This is a genomic window from Pseudomonas putida, from assembly GCF_001976065.1.
Taxonomy (GTDB): Bacteria; Pseudomonadota; Gammaproteobacteria; order Pseudomonadales; family Pseudomonadaceae; genus Aquipseudomonas; species Aquipseudomonas serbica.
Genome location: NZ_MNAH01000001.1, coordinates 645,433 through 659,862 on the forward strand (window position 1 = coordinate 645,433; position 14,430 = coordinate 659,862).

General features: G+C 57.0%; 17 protein-coding genes and 1 pseudogene. 3 read left to right on the plus strand and 15 right to left on the minus strand.

Translation table 11 applies throughout. The annotated features are described in order from the left end of the window. The first annotated feature begins 149 nt into the window (after nt 1-149). The gene (locus tag BKX96_RS02965; RefSeq protein WP_077182650.1) at nt 150-563 is read left to right on the plus strand and encodes a MerR family transcriptional regulator; all 414 of its coding nucleotides are present in this window, start codon (nt 150-152) and stop codon (nt 561-563) included. Here the strand turns inward: BKX96_RS02965 and BKX96_RS02970 are convergent. The 13 genes and pseudogenes from BKX96_RS02970 to BKX96_RS03030 all read right to left on the minus strand — a co-directional run bounded on the left by BKX96_RS02970 (nt 529) and on the right by BKX96_RS03030 (nt 9,605). Continuing rightward, the gene (locus tag BKX96_RS02970; RefSeq protein ID WP_179092119.1) at nt 529-1,512 is read right to left on the minus strand and encodes an NAD-dependent epimerase/dehydratase family protein; all 984 of its coding nucleotides are present in this window, start codon (nt 1,510-1,512) and stop codon (nt 529-531) included. The genes BKX96_RS02965 and BKX96_RS02970 overlap by 35 nt on opposite strands. Nucleotides 1,513-1,619: 107 nt before the next feature. Further along, on the minus strand, nt 1,620-1,997 hold the full coding sequence (locus BKX96_RS02975) for a c-type cytochrome (protein ID WP_077182651.1): 378 nt from the start codon (nt 1,995-1,997) through the stop codon (nt 1,620-1,622). Between the two features lie 129 nt (nt 1,998-2,126). Next, nucleotides 2,127-2,645, minus strand: a complete 519-nt coding sequence (locus tag BKX96_RS02980; protein ID WP_077182652.1) for a cysteine hydrolase family protein — start codon at nt 2,643-2,645, stop codon at nt 2,127-2,129. 240 nt (nt 2,646-2,885) lie between these two features. After that, nucleotides 2,886-3,290 (minus strand): DUF6632 domain-containing protein, encoded by a 405-nt coding sequence (locus BKX96_RS02985; protein WP_077182653.1) that lies wholly within the window; start codon nt 3,288-3,290, stop codon nt 2,886-2,888. 119 nt (nt 3,291-3,409) lie between these two features. After that, nucleotides 3,410-3,937: a hypothetical protein gene (locus tag BKX96_RS32765; RefSeq protein WP_179092120.1), complete on the minus strand. Its 528-nt coding sequence runs from the start codon at nt 3,935-3,937 to the stop codon at nt 3,410-3,412. 114 nt (nt 3,938-4,051) lie between these two features. Beyond that, complete coding sequence (locus BKX96_RS02995) at nt 4,052-4,447, minus strand: DUF1330 domain-containing protein (protein ID WP_077182654.1); 396 nt, start codon at nt 4,445-4,447, stop codon at nt 4,052-4,054. A 275-nt stretch (nt 4,448-4,722) separates the two neighbouring features. Beyond that, the gene (locus BKX96_RS03000; RefSeq protein ID WP_077182655.1) at nt 4,723-5,109 is read right to left on the minus strand and encodes a putative quinol monooxygenase; all 387 of its coding nucleotides are present in this window, start codon (nt 5,107-5,109) and stop codon (nt 4,723-4,725) included. A gap of 170 nt (nt 5,110-5,279) precedes the next feature. Beyond that, nucleotides 5,280-5,456: pseudogene (locus tag BKX96_RS03005) on the minus strand (2Fe-2S iron-sulfur cluster-binding protein); the annotation flags it as partial. Between the two features lie 7 nt (nt 5,457-5,463). Further along, nucleotides 5,464-6,252 (minus strand): carboxymuconolactone decarboxylase family protein, encoded by a 789-nt coding sequence (locus BKX96_RS03010; protein ID WP_077182656.1) that lies wholly within the window; start codon nt 6,250-6,252, stop codon nt 5,464-5,466. Next, complete coding sequence (locus BKX96_RS03015; protein ID WP_077182657.1) at nt 6,230-6,727, minus strand: (R)-mandelonitrile lyase; 498 nt, start codon at nt 6,725-6,727, stop codon at nt 6,230-6,232. Before BKX96_RS03015 ends, BKX96_RS03010 begins: the two co-directional genes overlap by 23 nt. An 80-nt stretch (nt 6,728-6,807) precedes the next feature. Beyond that, on the minus strand, nt 6,808-7,296 hold the full coding sequence (locus tag BKX96_RS03020; protein ID WP_248686926.1) for a cyclophilin-like fold protein: 489 nt from the start codon (nt 7,294-7,296) through the stop codon (nt 6,808-6,810). Nucleotides 7,297-7,321: 25 nt separating this feature from the next. Then, nucleotides 7,322-8,452, minus strand: a complete 1,131-nt coding sequence (locus tag BKX96_RS03025) for an MFS transporter (RefSeq protein WP_046815188.1) — start codon at nt 8,450-8,452, stop codon at nt 7,322-7,324. Between the two features lie 82 nt (nt 8,453-8,534). After that, entirely contained in the window at nt 8,535-9,605 is a 1,071-nt protein-coding gene (locus BKX96_RS03030) for an alpha/beta hydrolase (RefSeq protein ID WP_046815189.1), read from the minus strand. A gap of 176 nt (nt 9,606-9,781) precedes the next feature. Between BKX96_RS03030 and BKX96_RS03035 the strand changes: the two genes are divergently transcribed. Both BKX96_RS03035 and BKX96_RS03040 read left to right on the plus strand, forming a co-directional pair. After that, nucleotides 9,782-10,711 carry a LysR family transcriptional regulator gene (locus BKX96_RS03035; RefSeq protein ID WP_077182658.1) on the plus strand — a complete coding sequence of 310 codons (930 nt, stop codon included), beginning with the start codon at nt 9,782-9,784 and terminating at the stop codon, nt 10,709-10,711. 423 nt (nt 10,712-11,134) lie between these two features. Then, nucleotides 11,135-11,572, plus strand: coding sequence for a bleomycin resistance protein (locus BKX96_RS03040; protein ID WP_077182659.1), 438 nt, complete (start codon nt 11,135-11,137; stop codon nt 11,570-11,572). A gap of 344 nt (nt 11,573-11,916) precedes the next feature. Here BKX96_RS03040 and BKX96_RS03045 read toward each other — a convergent pair whose 3' ends face one another. Together BKX96_RS03045 and BKX96_RS03050 are read right to left on the minus strand one after the other, a co-directional pair. Beyond that, entirely contained in the window at nt 11,917-12,822 is a 906-nt protein-coding gene (locus BKX96_RS03045) for a universal stress protein (protein ID WP_077182660.1), read from the minus strand. 259 nt (nt 12,823-13,081) lie between these two features. Next, nucleotides 13,082-14,419, minus strand: a complete 1,338-nt coding sequence (locus BKX96_RS03050; protein ID WP_046815193.1) for an MFS transporter — start codon at nt 14,417-14,419, stop codon at nt 13,082-13,084. Between the last annotated feature and the right edge of the window lie 11 nt (nt 14,420-14,430).

Consider the following 14,430-nt stretch of genomic DNA (forward strand, 5'->3'; position numbering starts at 1 on the left):
GAGACTCAAATTATAGAGTCCGCTCCTGGCCGTTTTCTGCCTGTCTCGGTGCCCCTGACCGACTCCGCATGAACACCGCGTGAACCAGGACAACTTCCAGCCACAGCCAGTAAACTGCAGGCCGCAGCTGGATCAGGAAGGAGCGTCACATGTACATAGGTGAACTGGCTAGGTTGTCGGGGTGCACTGCCAAAGCCATTCGTTTGTATGAGCAGATGGGCCTGCTGAGCCCGCAGCGCCGTGGCAGTTATCGGTTGTACACGGCCCATCATCTGACGCTGGTGCAGATGATCCGCACGGCCCAGGCGGTGGGGTTTAAACTGGGGGAGATGAGCGAGCTGCTGGCGGCCAAGCAACACAAGGCACCGTTTCCCCTGGCGCTGGCCAATCAGGGCATCGAGGTCAAGCGCCTGGAACTGCAAGCGCAGATCCTGGCCTTGCAGGATCGGGAGCGGCAACTGACTCTGTTGCAACAACATATCAACCAGCAATTCGCCTCCACGCCAGTGCCTGGCGCCGGGCCTGGTATCAGCGCGCCAACAGGTGCGCAAACGCCTGCTTGAGAGCGTCCTGCGGCGAGCGCGGCTGGTAGCCCAGTTCTTTGATGGCCTTGTCGATGCAGTAGACCTGGCGCACTCCATAAAACATCCGCACCTGGCTGAGCAGCAGCTCGGCTGGCTGGCCGGTGTAGCGTGCCCGCTGTTCCTGCAGCCAGGCGATCAGCAACAGCAAGGTTTTGGGTGCGCGGCGCGGCAGGCGATAGCCGGGGCATAACGTGTTGAGCGCCTCGATCACCTCAGCCAGTGATGAGGCCCGCTGATTGGCCAGTAGGTAGCGCTGGCCGGGACGGCCTTGTTCAGCGGCGCAGATCAGACCATCGGCCACGTCGCGCACATCGACAAAGTTGAAATGAAAGTTTGGGTCCAGCACCAGCTTGCGCGCCAGCACGGCGGCAAGAAATCCCATCGTGTCGGTCAGCAGCCGCGTGGCATGAGGGCCGATGATTGCCGAGGGCAACACCGCGACCATCGGCAGGTCACAGGCCTGGGCGGTTTCCCAGGCCGCGCGTTCAGAGAGGATTTTCGAGCGGTAGTACGGGTTGTCCTGGTCGTTGTTCCAGCTGCTTTCATCCAGGCGCTGGCCGTTGTGTCCCACCGCTGCCACGGAGCTCACATAGACCACGCGCCGGACCCCAGCATCTGCCGCGGCCCGCAGTACATTGCGCGTGCCTTGTACGTTGACGTCGACGATCTCGGCCTGCGGGTTCCTCGCCCAGTGCTTGAACACTGCCGCTACTTGATACAGCACGTCCACCCCCTGCATGGCTTGGCGCAGGGAGTCAGGGTCCTGCAGTTCGGCGCGTACCACCTGGCAGTCGAGCCCGTTCAGGGCTGCGCTTCTCTGCGGGTCACGGACCCCGGCGCGCACCTGTTGCTCCCGGGCGAGCAGTGCCCGGATCAGGGTGTTGCCCAGATGCCCATTGGCACCGGTGACCAGCGATAATGTATTCATGGATTGCCTTATCCGCTGACGGCGGAACCTGATATGGACAAGGCAGGGTAGGGGTTGCCCCAAGGGACAGAGTCAAGCGCTGGCGTCAGGACCAGGCACTTTAAAGATCATCGTTTTTGTGAAATCACACCACCCATGTATTGATTCAAATCGCGCAGATCCTTAACGCTCCATGAGTGCGGTGATAGCTTTACACCATTCTCACGCAAGGTTCTTGGAATTAAGTCGCCATTTGGGCGAAGTATTATCGAAGAGACAATCACGCCCGGATAATCATTCAATCGCTTTTTGAAAGCGGACGTTGTCAGATCAGGCGTAGGCGGATTGCTTTTATTGGCCAGTGGTCCTGTTGCCTTGAGATCTGTTCCGTGGCACATGCTGCATCGCTGTAGATAGAGATTTTTTCCATTGGCATTATCCGCGAAGGCCAGTGAAGTTTGAGTCAGCGATAAAATTCCTAGCGAAGCGATGAATAGTATTTTCATTGTTTTTATCTTCCTTGATGGGCTCAGCGTCGATCGGACGCGATCTGGTGCGCGGGAAAGATATCAGCCGTCGCGTCAGCACCCAAGCGGCCTGATCGACCCTTGGCTGGGGTCGATCAGGGGAGTGTCCTAAAAACTCCATTCCTTAGCCTGAACGACTCGGCAGAATGGCCCCGCCAAAGTTGCATTGTGGTGGGCAATGATGGCCTCTGCTTTAAGCGTTGGAGTATCAGAGCAGGTATGCCCATCGGCGATGAGTACAGCATCGAAGCCCAAATCGCGGGCAGCACGGCAAGTGCTGTCTACGCAGTATTGAGTTTTCATGCCTGTCACGACGATGCCTTCACAGCCGCGTTCGCGTAGCTGACCGGCCAACCCGGTCGCCACAAAGGCGTTGGGACGATTTTTCTCAAAAATTACTTCGTCACCCATTAGCTGCAACTCTGGGACAAGCTCGGTGAGCGGACTGCCCGGCTCAATAGGAGATCCGGCCGGACCCAGGTGGCGGGCGAGAAAGATGGGGGCGCCGGCCTCCCGTGCGTTTCTGATCAGCCTGTTCAATGTATCGAGAAGCGCTTCACGGCCCCAGGGCCTGTCCGGGCCGTGAACGAGCCCTACCTGCATGTCGAGAATCAGTAGTGCAAACATGTGCGTTTCCTTACGTTTGTGCCAATAAATCCGGGGCAAAAAAAAGACCCGGTCCATTACTGGCGGGTCTTCGGGGTTATGCGTTGTTTTAACTCACGCAACCTCCCACGACCCGCCTGTGGCGGTCGTGAAGGTTGTGGTCGATTCGATGCGTGGCGTAGTCATGACGCAGACCTTAACGTTGACGCGCTGGCCTTGCAAGTGAGCATACCCGGGATGAAAGTCGTTTCATGCCTGTTCTCAGGCCCGATTGTGTGTCCCGGGCCGAGCGGCCAATTGCGAGCGGGGCGTCAAGATGGCCAAGGCAACCGTCACGATGAAGAGCGCCGGCACGTCACCTGCCAAGTGCCCCATTTGCCCCGGCTGGGTGACCGTCTGGACGGCCATGATTGCTCCGTGTACGGCGCTGGACCACACGGTGAACCAGATCAGGCTCAGATTGGCTAATGGATCACGTGCGGCCAGGATCAAGAACACGCCAAGTGTGGCGTAGATGCCAACGATCATCATCGGGTAGTCCGAGTGACCGACGTGCCAGGCCCAGCCGGACGGCCAGAACAACATAAGTGGGTAGAGAGCAAGGCACGCGAGGCCAGCCAAAACCAGAACGACACGCAAATACCTGAGGCGATCGACTAAGGTCATGGCGGACTCCTCTTTGAGCCTGACTCTAATTTGACCCCAAGTGGGGTAATAACGCCTTCACGGGCTTGGTGGATAATAATCTGCTCAATCAGTTCCGGCAGTAGACCAAGCATAGCTACTCATTTGCTATCGCTCCGTCCACCGGCTGCTTTTGGCCGATTCTGTTGAAAAAGTCGGCCATCGTTTCCACGGTAGAAAAGTACGCGCTTGAGATTGAAATCTTTACTTTCAGCAGAGGATTTCGGGCTCAGATTTCGCGTAGCAGCGCGCAAAGAACGCATTTTCAGCGGACAGTATGTGGGCGGTCTGGAAGAACCGACTTTTTCAACAGAATCGGCCGATTTCTGCCTGTCACGATGGGCAGTAATCGATCCTAAAGCGGCCGGTGGGGACAGACAGAAACCGGCCAAGAGTAGACGTTCGTGATGTGCGGTAAGGGACCAAATCGCGCCGGAAACGGCTGCTTTAGCATCTGATAGCCCGCAAAGTTGCACTCTGCTTGACCTTCTATTTGCTTTCAACCCCTGCTCTGGATGGCCGAAAGATCCAATGTGGGTCGCGTCAGCGAGTGCTACCGACCCGAGCTGAAGATCGACAATCAATGAGCACACACCCTTGACCGTCCATCCCGCAGGGTTGTTACTCATAAGAACCTTCCAAACGCAGATGCGGAAGAATGGAAGGTCATTTTTTAGGGCAGCAGCGCACATTAGCCGTCTACGATAAGTTGTACCAATGCATGAAATTCATCAAATGGCCTGCTATTTCTCAACCACCCCCTCGATCAAGTAGACGTCTGCCTTCGCAGATCTTTGACGTATCTTTCTCAGCTCCGTGTACTCAGGAGAGTTGTACCAGGCTTGTGCTTTCTCAACGCTATCGAATTCGATAACCACGCGCCGACGTTTCGGGGCGTCTCCCTCCAATGAGATGGTCTTACCCCCGCGCACGATGAAGTGGCCACCATAAGATTTGAATGTCGATTCAACATGGGTGCTGTAAGGCTGTATACCCTCGGGATCGGTTACCTCGAATTCCGCCACATAATAGGCATGGGGCAGTACAGCTGCGGCTTGCGCTGAATACAGGAGACTACTGCCAGTCGAGAAAAGTGCCAGCCCCGCCAGTGTTGCAGTAACGACCTTTGCGAGATTCATCTATTCATTGCTCCAACTAATACTCGACTGATTAATTCCGACGTTGTCCCAGTCGATGGGCTCCAAGCGCTATCAACGACAGCACTAGCCCCAGTGCACATACGGATGACCATATTCAGCGTGCGCCCAACCGAGGCTCGCAAGAGAGGCACCCAGCGACCCGCCTAGAAAGATGCTGGTGACGTACAAGACAGCCAAAAGAGGCTGGGCGTAATACAGGTTCGCTACCGAGGCTGGCTCTCTAGACTCCCCGGAAAGTCGAGCACTGACCGACATCAGGGCGCCTTGGCGCTAAGCTGTACCGGTTGGGTCTCGATTAGCTCCCTGGACAAAATCATGTTCTTTGTCGTGGCTACGTACTTCTGGAAATGAGCAGACGCAATGTGGCTACGATAAGCCGTCTCACTCGCGTAAACCTCGAAGAAATGAAGTCGATTCGGATGGTCTTTTTCGGCAACACAATAGATCGATATCACACCCGGTTCGAGGCGTACTGAATCGGCCATCTCTTCTTTGACAGCAGCGTGATAAGCGTCCAGTTGGGCCGGGTCGATAACAATCTGTGCGATTCGCACAACTTTGTCAGTTGGCTCAGCACCAATGGCTGTCTGCACCAACATGCAAGACAGTGCAAACACACCCAGAAAGGCTGGCATCCGCATTCAATTCATTCCTGTTCAAGATTGAAGCCAGAGATTCTACAGCGCCAGCCCTCTAGGCATTCATGAGCGCAGCAGATAACTATTATCAGACGACTGCCTCACGTATCACCTCCTGCCCGCAAAGACTTCCTTGAATACGGGCATCGCGGAGAACACATTTGGCCATTTGGCTAGTCCTTCACTGCTAAGCGCGCGGCCAATTCGTGGACGGCAGCATGGATGGCGTCGTAGGTAACGCGGCGACACAGATTGACTATCGTCACTTGGATATGCACATCGCTGGGCTTGGGGGTACCTTTAAGCAAGGCTGTCGCGGCCATCACCTGACCAGACTGGCAATAGCCGCACGGCCCCTCAATCGGTCCCTGCCTGATACCGCGCTCTGCCGCTGATTTTTTCCAAGGCCACTAAAATACGCTCAGCTCCATCCGGCTCACCGGCTGTCTTCAGTTCGCTAGCCACCTGATGCAGCTGCTGCACTGTCAGGCCAACATTCATGCTGATTTTCAGATGAGACTCCAGCTGCGGCTCTAACCCTGGCATCGCGGCGATGGCCCCTACGGTGGCCAGTTCACGGTCAGTCCATTCAAGGTTGTCGCGGGCGAAAATGTCGCCAAACAGGTGGCCTTTCAAAAACTGATCAATGGCGGGGGCGAATTCAAACAGCGGTCCTGACACCGGCGCGCCCAACAGCCGGGTTTGATTGTCGGTGCCAAGATCGAGCAAAGCGCGCCCCGAGGGAACAGGGCCTGGATCGCGCCCCGGCGCGTCATGAATACCCCGTACGGCACGGTCTTCCAGGACTTTCATCAGCAACGACAAGGCATTGAGGCTGCGCGGGAACCCGGCATAGGCATAGAGCTGAACCAGGATCTCCTTGCTCTCGCTAATCGTCAGCCCGGCATCGAGGCCGCGATTGAGCGCGTCGTGCAAACGGGACATATCGCCGACCGCCATGCTGGCGCCAATTGGGGCAATTACCTGTTGCTTGGCGGTTAAAGGCTGCTCACTCACTAGTTGTTTCTCCGGTTCATGGGAGGTATTGGCGCTGGATATCTGGGCCCAGGCGAAACTGACCAGGATTACGAAGCCCAGCGCGCCTAACCGGACATCGCAGCGGTTACTTGGCTGGGTACTGTTCATCGCTCACTTTCTCCATCCAATTGACGTTGTTACCATTCTTCGTGCCGGTGATAGCCATGTGCGTCATGGCAGTCGATGGCGCGGCGCCATGCCAGTGCTTGACCCCCGGCGGGCACCACACCACATCACCAGGACGTAATTCCTGCACGACTTTTCCCCATTCCTGAGTACGTCCTACCCCCGCTGTCACGACCAGATATTGTCCAGCAGGGTGCGTGTGCCAAGCCGAACGAGCGCCAGGCTCAAAGGTGACGTAGACCGCTGAGGTATTGAGGTCGGCGGTTACGGCAGTCAACGGGTCAACCCGAACGCGGCCAGTGAAATAATCAGCAGGCCCTGTCATCGAGGCTTGCTCTCCCGCACGAGTGATTTGCTGAGTAGTCGAGTTCTGCTCGGCCGCGGCGGCTGGCCCGAAATACGTGCCCGTGAGCAGCGCCAGTGCGGCTAGGGTTGAAGCGGAGCGTGTGGGCGTCATGGAAAACTCCTGAATCAAAGTTCAAGTGTGGGGCTGACGTGCAGCGCTTGAGTAGTCGTGGTCGCGTTAACTTTGCATCCCTAGTCAACGGAAAATGTCACGCGAACATCGTTGCGGCCTAGGGCCTTGGCAAGGCCTGCCGAGTTGTCGATGCGGCCGAGACGGGAATAGGAATAGGACGAGGTAAAGGTTGTATAAAAGACCACCAAGGTGTCTGCTCCGTACAAGAGCACATCACCGCTGTGGATGGTTCCTGGCCGGTAGGCTTGGGTGGGTAATGGATGCTGCAAGGTGGCGTACTTCTCGTTGTTGTGCAGCTCCGTCATGTCCAGGCTGAGCGGCAATCGGGCGACTAGCTCACGAGTGGTCGGGTTGTCTTCAAGAGATATGGCGAAGCGCTGTTGGCCGACGGTCATCCACATCGTTGTGTTCTCCATGCCTATTGGAGGGCTTGCGATTTCCGTCACAGCGGCGAGGGGGGAAGCCGATAGGGCAAATGGCATCAATGTCACCAGCCAGAGGCCCTTCCAGCCTTGGGAGTAATCGGTGCCAAGACTGCGCGTATGCATGGCCTTGCTCCGTCGAGTGGATGGGTCACCGGGTATGCGGCACCGGCGAGCGGGAGGTCAGAAAGGTCAACAAGGCGGCTAGCATCAATAGCGCTGCGCTGGCGATGAAAGTGCTCTGGTAGCCGAGAGTGTCAAACAGTACGCCGCCCACGATGGAACCCACTGCGATGGCCAACTGCACGATTGCCACCATCAGTCCACCGCCCGCCTCGGCGTGATTTGGCAAAGCGTGCGCGATCCAACTCCACCAGCCGACTGGCGCTGCCGTCGCGATAAATCCCCAAAGCCCCAGCAGCACCGCCACGGCGATAACCCAAGTGCCAGCAGGAATCAGCGCCAAAGCAATCACGGCCATCAGCAGTGAGATAGTACTCAGGATTCCATACAGGCTGCGTTTCAGCACCACGCCGATCATCGTCGTGCCACAAAAGCCAGCTATGCCGATCACCAATAGCAGCAGAGAAAGGGTCGGCACGTTGACCAGGGTGACTGTTTCCAGAAACGGGCGCAGGTAAGTGAACAGCGCAAACTGGCCCATAAAAAACAGGCCGCTGGCGGCCATGCCCAGTGCCACCGTGCGATTTTTCAGCAGTTTGAAAACATTGCCAGCACCTGGCGAGCGCTCCTGCGTTGCCATACTTGGCAGGCTGATCCATTGCCAGACCAGGGCAATCAGCGCCACCGGAACCAAGCAGAAAAATGCACCACGCCAACCTACTACTGAACCCAGATAACTGCCCAGTGGCGCTGCCACCACTGTCGCCAGGGCGTTGCCGCTGTTGAAAACAGCCAGCGCCCTGGGCACCTGAGCGGCCGGAACCAGGCGCATCGCGGTGGCTGCCGACATCGACCAGAAACCGCCAATCACCACGCCAATCAGGGCACGCCCAACCATGTAGATCAGGTAGTTCGGTGCAAGTGCCACAACGGTGCCCGATACAGCCATCAAGCCAGTTAGCGCCAGAAGCAGCGTCTTTCTATTTACGGTGCCGGCGATCCAGCTGATGGACAGGCTGGCCAACACTGCAAACGCGCCAGAGATGGCAAGCCCTTGGCCCGCCAAGCCTTGGCTGACCTGCAGGTCGTCTGCCAATGGAGTCAGCAGGCTGACTGGCATGAACTCCGATGCGATCAGTGCGAACACGCACAATGTCATCGCATAAACGCCGCCCCAGTGACCAGCACGCGTGCCTGTTTCGCTGGCTGAGGTGGCGCCCAAGCGGGTATCAGCGCAAGTGTTATTCATCGTGGGGTTGATTAGCCTTGGGGGTGCCTGCCGGTTGCTTCAGGTGGTTCTGGAAGAACTGGGTCAGCTTGGCGAAAGGAATCAGATCTACCCGGTCATACAGATCGACATGGCCGGCGTTGGGCACAATGACCAACTCTTTAGGTTCACCCGCCAGGCGGAACGCCTCTTCGCTGAACTCGCGGGAGTGGGCGTTTTCACCTGTGATAAACAACATCGGGCGGGGCGAAATACTCTCGATATCTACGAATGGGTAGAAATTCATGAACTTGGTGCTGCTGCTCAGCGTCGGGCGGGTGGTCTGCTGGGATGTGGAGTTTGTCGGGGTGAATTCGCCACGCGGGGTGCGGTAGAAGTCAAAGAACTCACGCTGAATGGGGTGGGTGTCGGCATTGAGCTCCTGCACGGTGCCGCCGGTATATTCGATCTTGCCGCCTGTGAATTCCACATAACGCTGTTCGGCCGCAGCTGCGATGACCTGCTTGCGCTGCTCAAGCGTTTGCGAATGCTTGAGACCGTTGCGGTTGGCGGCGCCCATATCGTACATGCTGACAGTGGCGATGGCTTTCATGCGCGGGTCGATCTTGGCCGCGCTGATCACAAAGCTACCGCTGCCACAGATACCCAGCACGCCGATGCGCTGACGGTCGATAAAGGGCCGCGTGCCGAGATAATCCACGGCGGCGCTGAAGTCCTCGGCGTACATGTCCGGCAGCACCGCATTGCGTGGCATGCCTTCGCTTTCGCCCCAGAACGACAAATCCAGCGCCAGGGTGACGAAGCCTTGTTCCGCAAGTTTTTGCGCATACAGGTTGGAGCTTTGCTCCTTCACCGCGCCCATCGGGTGGCCCACGATAATCGCCGGGCTACGAGTGGCGTTGTCCAGACCTTTAGGGATGAACAGATTACCCACCACATTGAGCTGGTACTGATTTTTGAAGCTGACCTTTTGCACGGTCACCTTGTCACTTTTGAAGAAATTATCTGCACCGTTGGACATATCGGCTCCTAACGCGGTGAATGAACTGAGCAGAAACCCGAGCATTACGACGAGTCTTTTCATGCAGCGACCTTTTCAGAGGAAAGTTAACGGCGACGTAGGCAGTTAGCGCGAGGCTTCGCCCTCTTCACGCAGGCCTGGGATGCCAGCTATTGTTGCTGAATATTGAGATTTTGATTAGCTAATGAATGCTTAATGCGGATATAAGTATGCCTAATCAATAGCCCGAGGCTATCGCTATGGCTAAACACAATTTCAACGATCTGCTGGCCTTTGTGACCGTGGCACGTGTGGGCAGCTTTACCCGCGCTGCGGTGCAACTTGGGGTGACCCAATCGGCCGTAAGTCAGGTGGTTTCGGCCCTGGAAGCACGTCTAAAAATTCGCTTGCTTACCCGCACCACGCGCAGCGTTTCTCTGACTACGGCGGGTGAGCGGCTGCTGGAAGCGGTGGGCCATCGCTTTGATGAAATCGAAGCCGAAGTGGAAGCCTTGACCGAGTTGCGCGACAAACCGGCCGGCACGGTACGGATAACCTGCGGTGACAACATCATCAAGACCACGCTGCTACCCAAGCTGACGCCGCTGCTGCAGATGTACCCGGATATCAAGCTGGAATTCGATATCAACTATGGCTTTCGCGATATCGTCGCCGACCGCTTCGATGCTGGCGTGCGCTTCAGTGACACGGTGGCCCAAGACATGATTGCCGTGCCCATTGGTCCGGCTATACGAATGGCCGTAGTGGCAGCGCCAAGCTACTTCGCCCAAAACCCTGTCCCTGAATACCCTCGCGATCTGGCAGCACATCGCTGCATCGACATACGTTTCCCCACCTATGACGGCATGGACGCGTGGGAATTCGAGCGCCAGGGCAAGAAACTGAAAGTGCGGGTAGACGGCCAATTGGTATTCAATTCCACCACCCATATCGCCGATGCTGCGGTGAGTGGACTGGGTATCGCCTATCTACCCGAGGATGAGTTTGCCCCGCATCTAACCGAAGGGCGACTTGTTCGGGTATTGGAGAACTGGTGTGAACCCTTCGGCGGTTTTCACCTGTATTACCCCAGCCGCCGACAACCCTCCCAGGCGTTTTCGCTGGTCGTTGAGGCATTACGGGTGGACCGCTTGCCACCGGATGACAGCCTGACCGCCTCGGATGCGTGACCACGACGATTGGAGCGAGTACGCGGAGAAACGCCTAGCGTTTGCACGGGACACATGCAGATCGCCGTTCTTGACGAACTGGCGAGTAGTTAACCTACTTAGGGTGCTGACGCACGGTGCTTAGCAGCGGGATATCAGCAAAGCTTCGAGGGCAATGCGCAGGGTTCTGACTTGATGGGGTTCAAAATGAGGTTTTGACATTTGCAATGTAGGGAATGCAATGAGCGTTTACATCGGTAGATGCGCGAGGGGCATGTCCGCTTTTGGCCGATTTCTGCCTGTCACGACCGGCTGAAACCGATCCAAAACGGTCGGTCGCGGAATTGCGACCATAAGTAGATATCGTGGTACAAACAGTGCCGAGCAGAGATGGGCAGCCATCCCACTGCTTGTGGGGTGTTATCAACGACAAGGAGTCCGTTCATGAAGATGAACACATTAGTTCCAGAGATGATTGTCTCTGACTTAAAACGAAGCTTAGATTTTTACTGCCTGATTCTGGGCTTCAAAATTGAATACGAAAGGCCTGAGGACAAGTTCACTTTCCTGTCCTTTCAAGGGAGCCAATTGATGCTGGAGCAGGATGACTTGGAAGAGTCTCCATGGCGTGTTGGCCCTCTATTATCACCCTATGGCCGAGGGATGAATCTTTCGATCCAGTGCTCTGATACCAAAGCTTTGGCTAGGACCATCGAAGATGCTGGTATTGAATTGCGCAGACCCATTGAAGAGTGCTGGTACCGAGATAAAGAGCGCCTGCACGGAGAGCTTAATTTTTTGGTGCTTGATCCAGATGGCTATCTGTTGCGGTTCACTCAGAGCTTAGGTTTCAGAGCAGTCGAGCATCAAGCAATAGCCTGAACAAGTGACGTTGCATAGCGCGATTCTGAGCATTTCAACGACCGCTTCTGGCCGATTACTGCCGGATGCCAAGGACAAAAAAGCCCGCTCAATAGCGGGCTTCGTAAACGGCTTTTCCTATGGCGCGAGGCTCAAACTCTTGCGGAATTCGTCCTCCAGCTTTCGACAAACGTCCGCGATAATGTTTTTCCCGGCTGCCGGGCCTGTATCTCTGTTGACTTCCTCCTGGCATCGTTCGACGACCTCTCGGGGCTGAGTGTTTTCCTTGCTTTGTGATGTGTTGCTGACTAGCAGCGGTTTTTGGCGCTGATTCGGTTTGATCCAAGCTAACGGAAATCGTTGACCTACCTGAGATCCGCTTCTCCCTTGATGGCCAAAACGCTGCAGGGCACCTGATAAAGAACATGCTCCGTGGTACTGCCAACCAGCTTGTCCACCCCTTTGTGATGGGTATTTCCCATTACGAAGACATCCGCTCGAGTATGAGTGGCAAAATCGGCCATTGCTTTGGTTGGCGGCCCTGCTATGAAGTGTTGTCGCTCAGGTGGCACGCCGTGGCGTCCAGCCAAGGCAACAAAGCACTTTTCAAGTGACCGGCGCACGTCGTCGCTGAAGCCTGGCATCGTCACGGCACCAGCACCTGCATCAGAGAAATGTGTGTGTGTCAGTTCGTAGGCATACAGCATGTGCAATTCAGCCTCACATTGCGTAGCCAGTTCGTTCGCCGCCTGAATGACGCTGTCGTTGATTCCGCTGATCTGACCCTCTGGATGCGATGGATCAACCGCCGCCACAATCACCCGAGGAAGCGGACACCTGACTTCGCTGACCAGATGTATGGGGGTCGGACATCCACGCAACAACTGCCAATCCAAAGGCGTGACGAATACGCGTTTGAGCGCTGATTCATGATGTACGTCCTTGATAATCATGTCCGGCAGCATTACAGCCACATGCCCAAGGATCTCTTGCAGCGGGTCACGGGTCAATGCAACTTCGATGGTCACATTGATGCCCTTCCTGCGCATGAGTTCGGCCTCATCCGTCAACCACTGCAGGTTCTCCTGCCGGCAACTCTCACGAAGTTGTTCGCTGTTGCTCATTAGCCGCATAAGGTCGAAGTCTTCGATGAACACTGCGATATGCAGCGCTGCGCCTGTAGCGTCGGCCAGTGCGATCGCCCGCTCCATCGCCGGCGAGTGACGCATTGTGGGACCTGCGATCAGAAAGAGTCGTTGATACTGCCTCATGTGACACCTCCAACGTTCCGGGTTATCCGCTAGCGCCCCCAGCACTCTCGCTTGTCCCACCATTGGCGATCTTTTATCGCCCAACTACCTGGATCGACACTACCAATATACGCCTGCATCGCCGGCTTACCAGTTGCCAAGGCTGTCGAAGGGGGTAGCAGACCTTTGCAGCACGATCGAGCAGGAGACGGGATTGCTGGAAACGCGCGGCACGCCACGATAACCCCCGGCGTGATGAGGCTGTTCGGCAATCGGTGTTTCAGGCCGCAGCCCTCACACCTGCACCTTTACCCTGCGCCTGCACGTCATGCAGGGAAATCCGTGACGTCTCCGGCAATGCCAGTCCACCCGCCAGCGCCAGCAAGGCAATCGCGATCAGATAGAACGCCGGCGACAGGTTGCTACCGGTAGTGCTGATCAACCAGGTAGCCACCAGGGGGGCGGTGCCGCCGAAGATGGTGTAGGCCATGTTGTAGGTGATCGCCGAGGCGGTATAGCGAGTGCGGGTGGGGAAGGTTTCCGAGAGCAGGGCCGCGGTGACCACGCCACACAATACCGCGCCGACCGCCAGTAGCATCACGCCGGCAACGGACGCTGCGAACGAGCCGGAGCTGGCCATCAGGAACGCCGGGTACACGGCAACGATCAACAGGGCGCACGCGGTCATCACTGTCATTCGCCGCCCGACCCGGTCCGAATACAGCCCGGCCAGCGGGCAGATCGCCGCGGCGAACAGCAAGGCAATCAGCGACACCAGCAACGCTGTCGCGCGACTCAGGCCACCTGCAACTTGCAGGTAGGTCGCGAAGTAGGTGGTGAACATGTAGAACGACAGCGCCGTGAGCGACACAAAGGCGCCCAGGCAACAGATGGCCGCGCCATGGTTGCGCAAGGTTTCCTTGAGTGGGGAATGGGCCACGGCATGTTCCTCGGTCACCGCCTGGAATGCCGGTGTCTCATCGAGCTTGCAGCGCAAATAAAGACCCACCAGGCCCAGCGGCGCGGCAATCAGGAACGGCAAGCGCCAGCCCCAGCTGCCCATCGCTTCGGCCGACAAAGAGGCCTCGAGTGCGTAGGCCACCACGGCGGCCGCGGCGAAGGCGGAAAACGTCGACACCGGAATGAAGCTGCCGTACCAGGCGCGTTTATCGCTCGGTGCGTGCTCCATCAGGTAGGCACAGGCTCCTGCGTATTCGCCGCCGGCGGAAAAGCCCTGGGCGCAACGGATCAGGGACAGAAGAATCGGCGCCGTGACCCCGATCGCGGCATACGTGGGTAGCAGGCCGATCAAGGTCGTCGCACCGGCCATCAGCAGGATCGTCATCGCCAGGGTGCGCTTGCGGCCGATCCTGTCGCCCAGCATGCCGAAGAAAATCCCGCCAAGGGGCCGAAATGCAAAAGCTACGGCGAATACCGCGAAGGTCTTGAGCAGCGCGGCACTGGTATCGCCGCTGGGGAAAAATTGCTGGGCGATGGTCGTGGCCAGAAAACCGTAGACGGCGAAATCGAACCACTCGACGAAATTGCCGATGCCGGCAGCCACTATCACTCTTCTCAGTGTTTTCGGGCTGACTTGTTCCGTAGTTGTGCTCGTCATGCTTGACCTCG

Excerpts from the sequence above, each read along its gene's own strand:
- BKX96_RS32765 (WP_179092120.1), bottom strand. The coding sequence starts at position 3,937 with ATGAGTAACAACCCTGCGGGATGGACGGTCAAGGGTGTGTGCTCATTG.
- BKX96_RS02965 (WP_077182650.1), top strand. The coding sequence starts at position 150 with ATGTACATAGGTGAACTGGCTAGGTTGTCGGGGTGCACTGCCAAAGCC.
- BKX96_RS03010 (WP_077182656.1), bottom strand. The coding sequence starts at position 6,252 with ATGAACAGTACCCAGCCAAGTAACCGCTGCGATGTCCGGTTAGGCGCG.
- BKX96_RS03045 (WP_077182660.1), bottom strand. The coding sequence starts at position 12,822 with ATGAGGCAGTATCAACGACTCTTTCTGATCGCAGGTCCCACAATGCGT.
- BKX96_RS03035 (WP_077182658.1), top strand. The coding sequence starts at position 9,782 with ATGGCTAAACACAATTTCAACGATCTGCTGGCCTTTGTGACCGTGGCA.
- BKX96_RS03030 (WP_046815189.1), bottom strand. The coding sequence starts at position 9,605 with ATGAAAAGACTCGTCGTAATGCTCGGGTTTCTGCTCAGTTCATTCACC.
- BKX96_RS03015 (WP_077182657.1), bottom strand. The coding sequence starts at position 6,727 with ATGACGCCCACACGCTCCGCTTCAACCCTAGCCGCACTGGCGCTGCTC.
- BKX96_RS02980 (WP_077182652.1), bottom strand. The coding sequence starts at position 2,645 with ATGTTTGCACTACTGATTCTCGACATGCAGGTAGGGCTCGTTCACGGC.
- BKX96_RS02995 (WP_077182654.1), bottom strand. The coding sequence starts at position 4,447 with ATGAATCTCGCAAAGGTCGTTACTGCAACACTGGCGGGGCTGGCACTT.
- BKX96_RS02985 (WP_077182653.1), bottom strand. The coding sequence starts at position 3,290 with ATGACCTTAGTCGATCGCCTCAGGTATTTGCGTGTCGTTCTGGTTTTG.
- BKX96_RS03025 (WP_046815188.1), bottom strand. The coding sequence starts at position 8,452 with ATGACATTGTGCGTGTTCGCACTGATCGCATCGGAGTTCATGCCAGTC.
- BKX96_RS03000 (WP_077182655.1), bottom strand. The coding sequence starts at position 5,109 with ATGCGGATGCCAGCCTTTCTGGGTGTGTTTGCACTGTCTTGCATGTTG.
- BKX96_RS03050 (WP_046815193.1), bottom strand. The coding sequence starts at position 14,419 with ATGACGAGCACAACTACGGAACAAGTCAGCCCGAAAACACTGAGAAGA.
- BKX96_RS03040 (WP_077182659.1), top strand. The coding sequence starts at position 11,135 with ATGAAGATGAACACATTAGTTCCAGAGATGATTGTCTCTGACTTAAAA.
- BKX96_RS03020 (WP_248686926.1), bottom strand. The coding sequence starts at position 7,296 with ATGCATACGCGCAGTCTTGGCACCGATTACTCCCAAGGCTGGAAGGGC.
- BKX96_RS02975 (WP_077182651.1), bottom strand. The coding sequence starts at position 1,997 with ATGAAAATACTATTCATCGCTTCGCTAGGAATTTTATCGCTGACTCAA.
- BKX96_RS02970 (WP_179092119.1), bottom strand. The coding sequence starts at position 1,512 with ATGAATACATTATCGCTGGTCACCGGTGCCAATGGGCATCTGGGCAAC.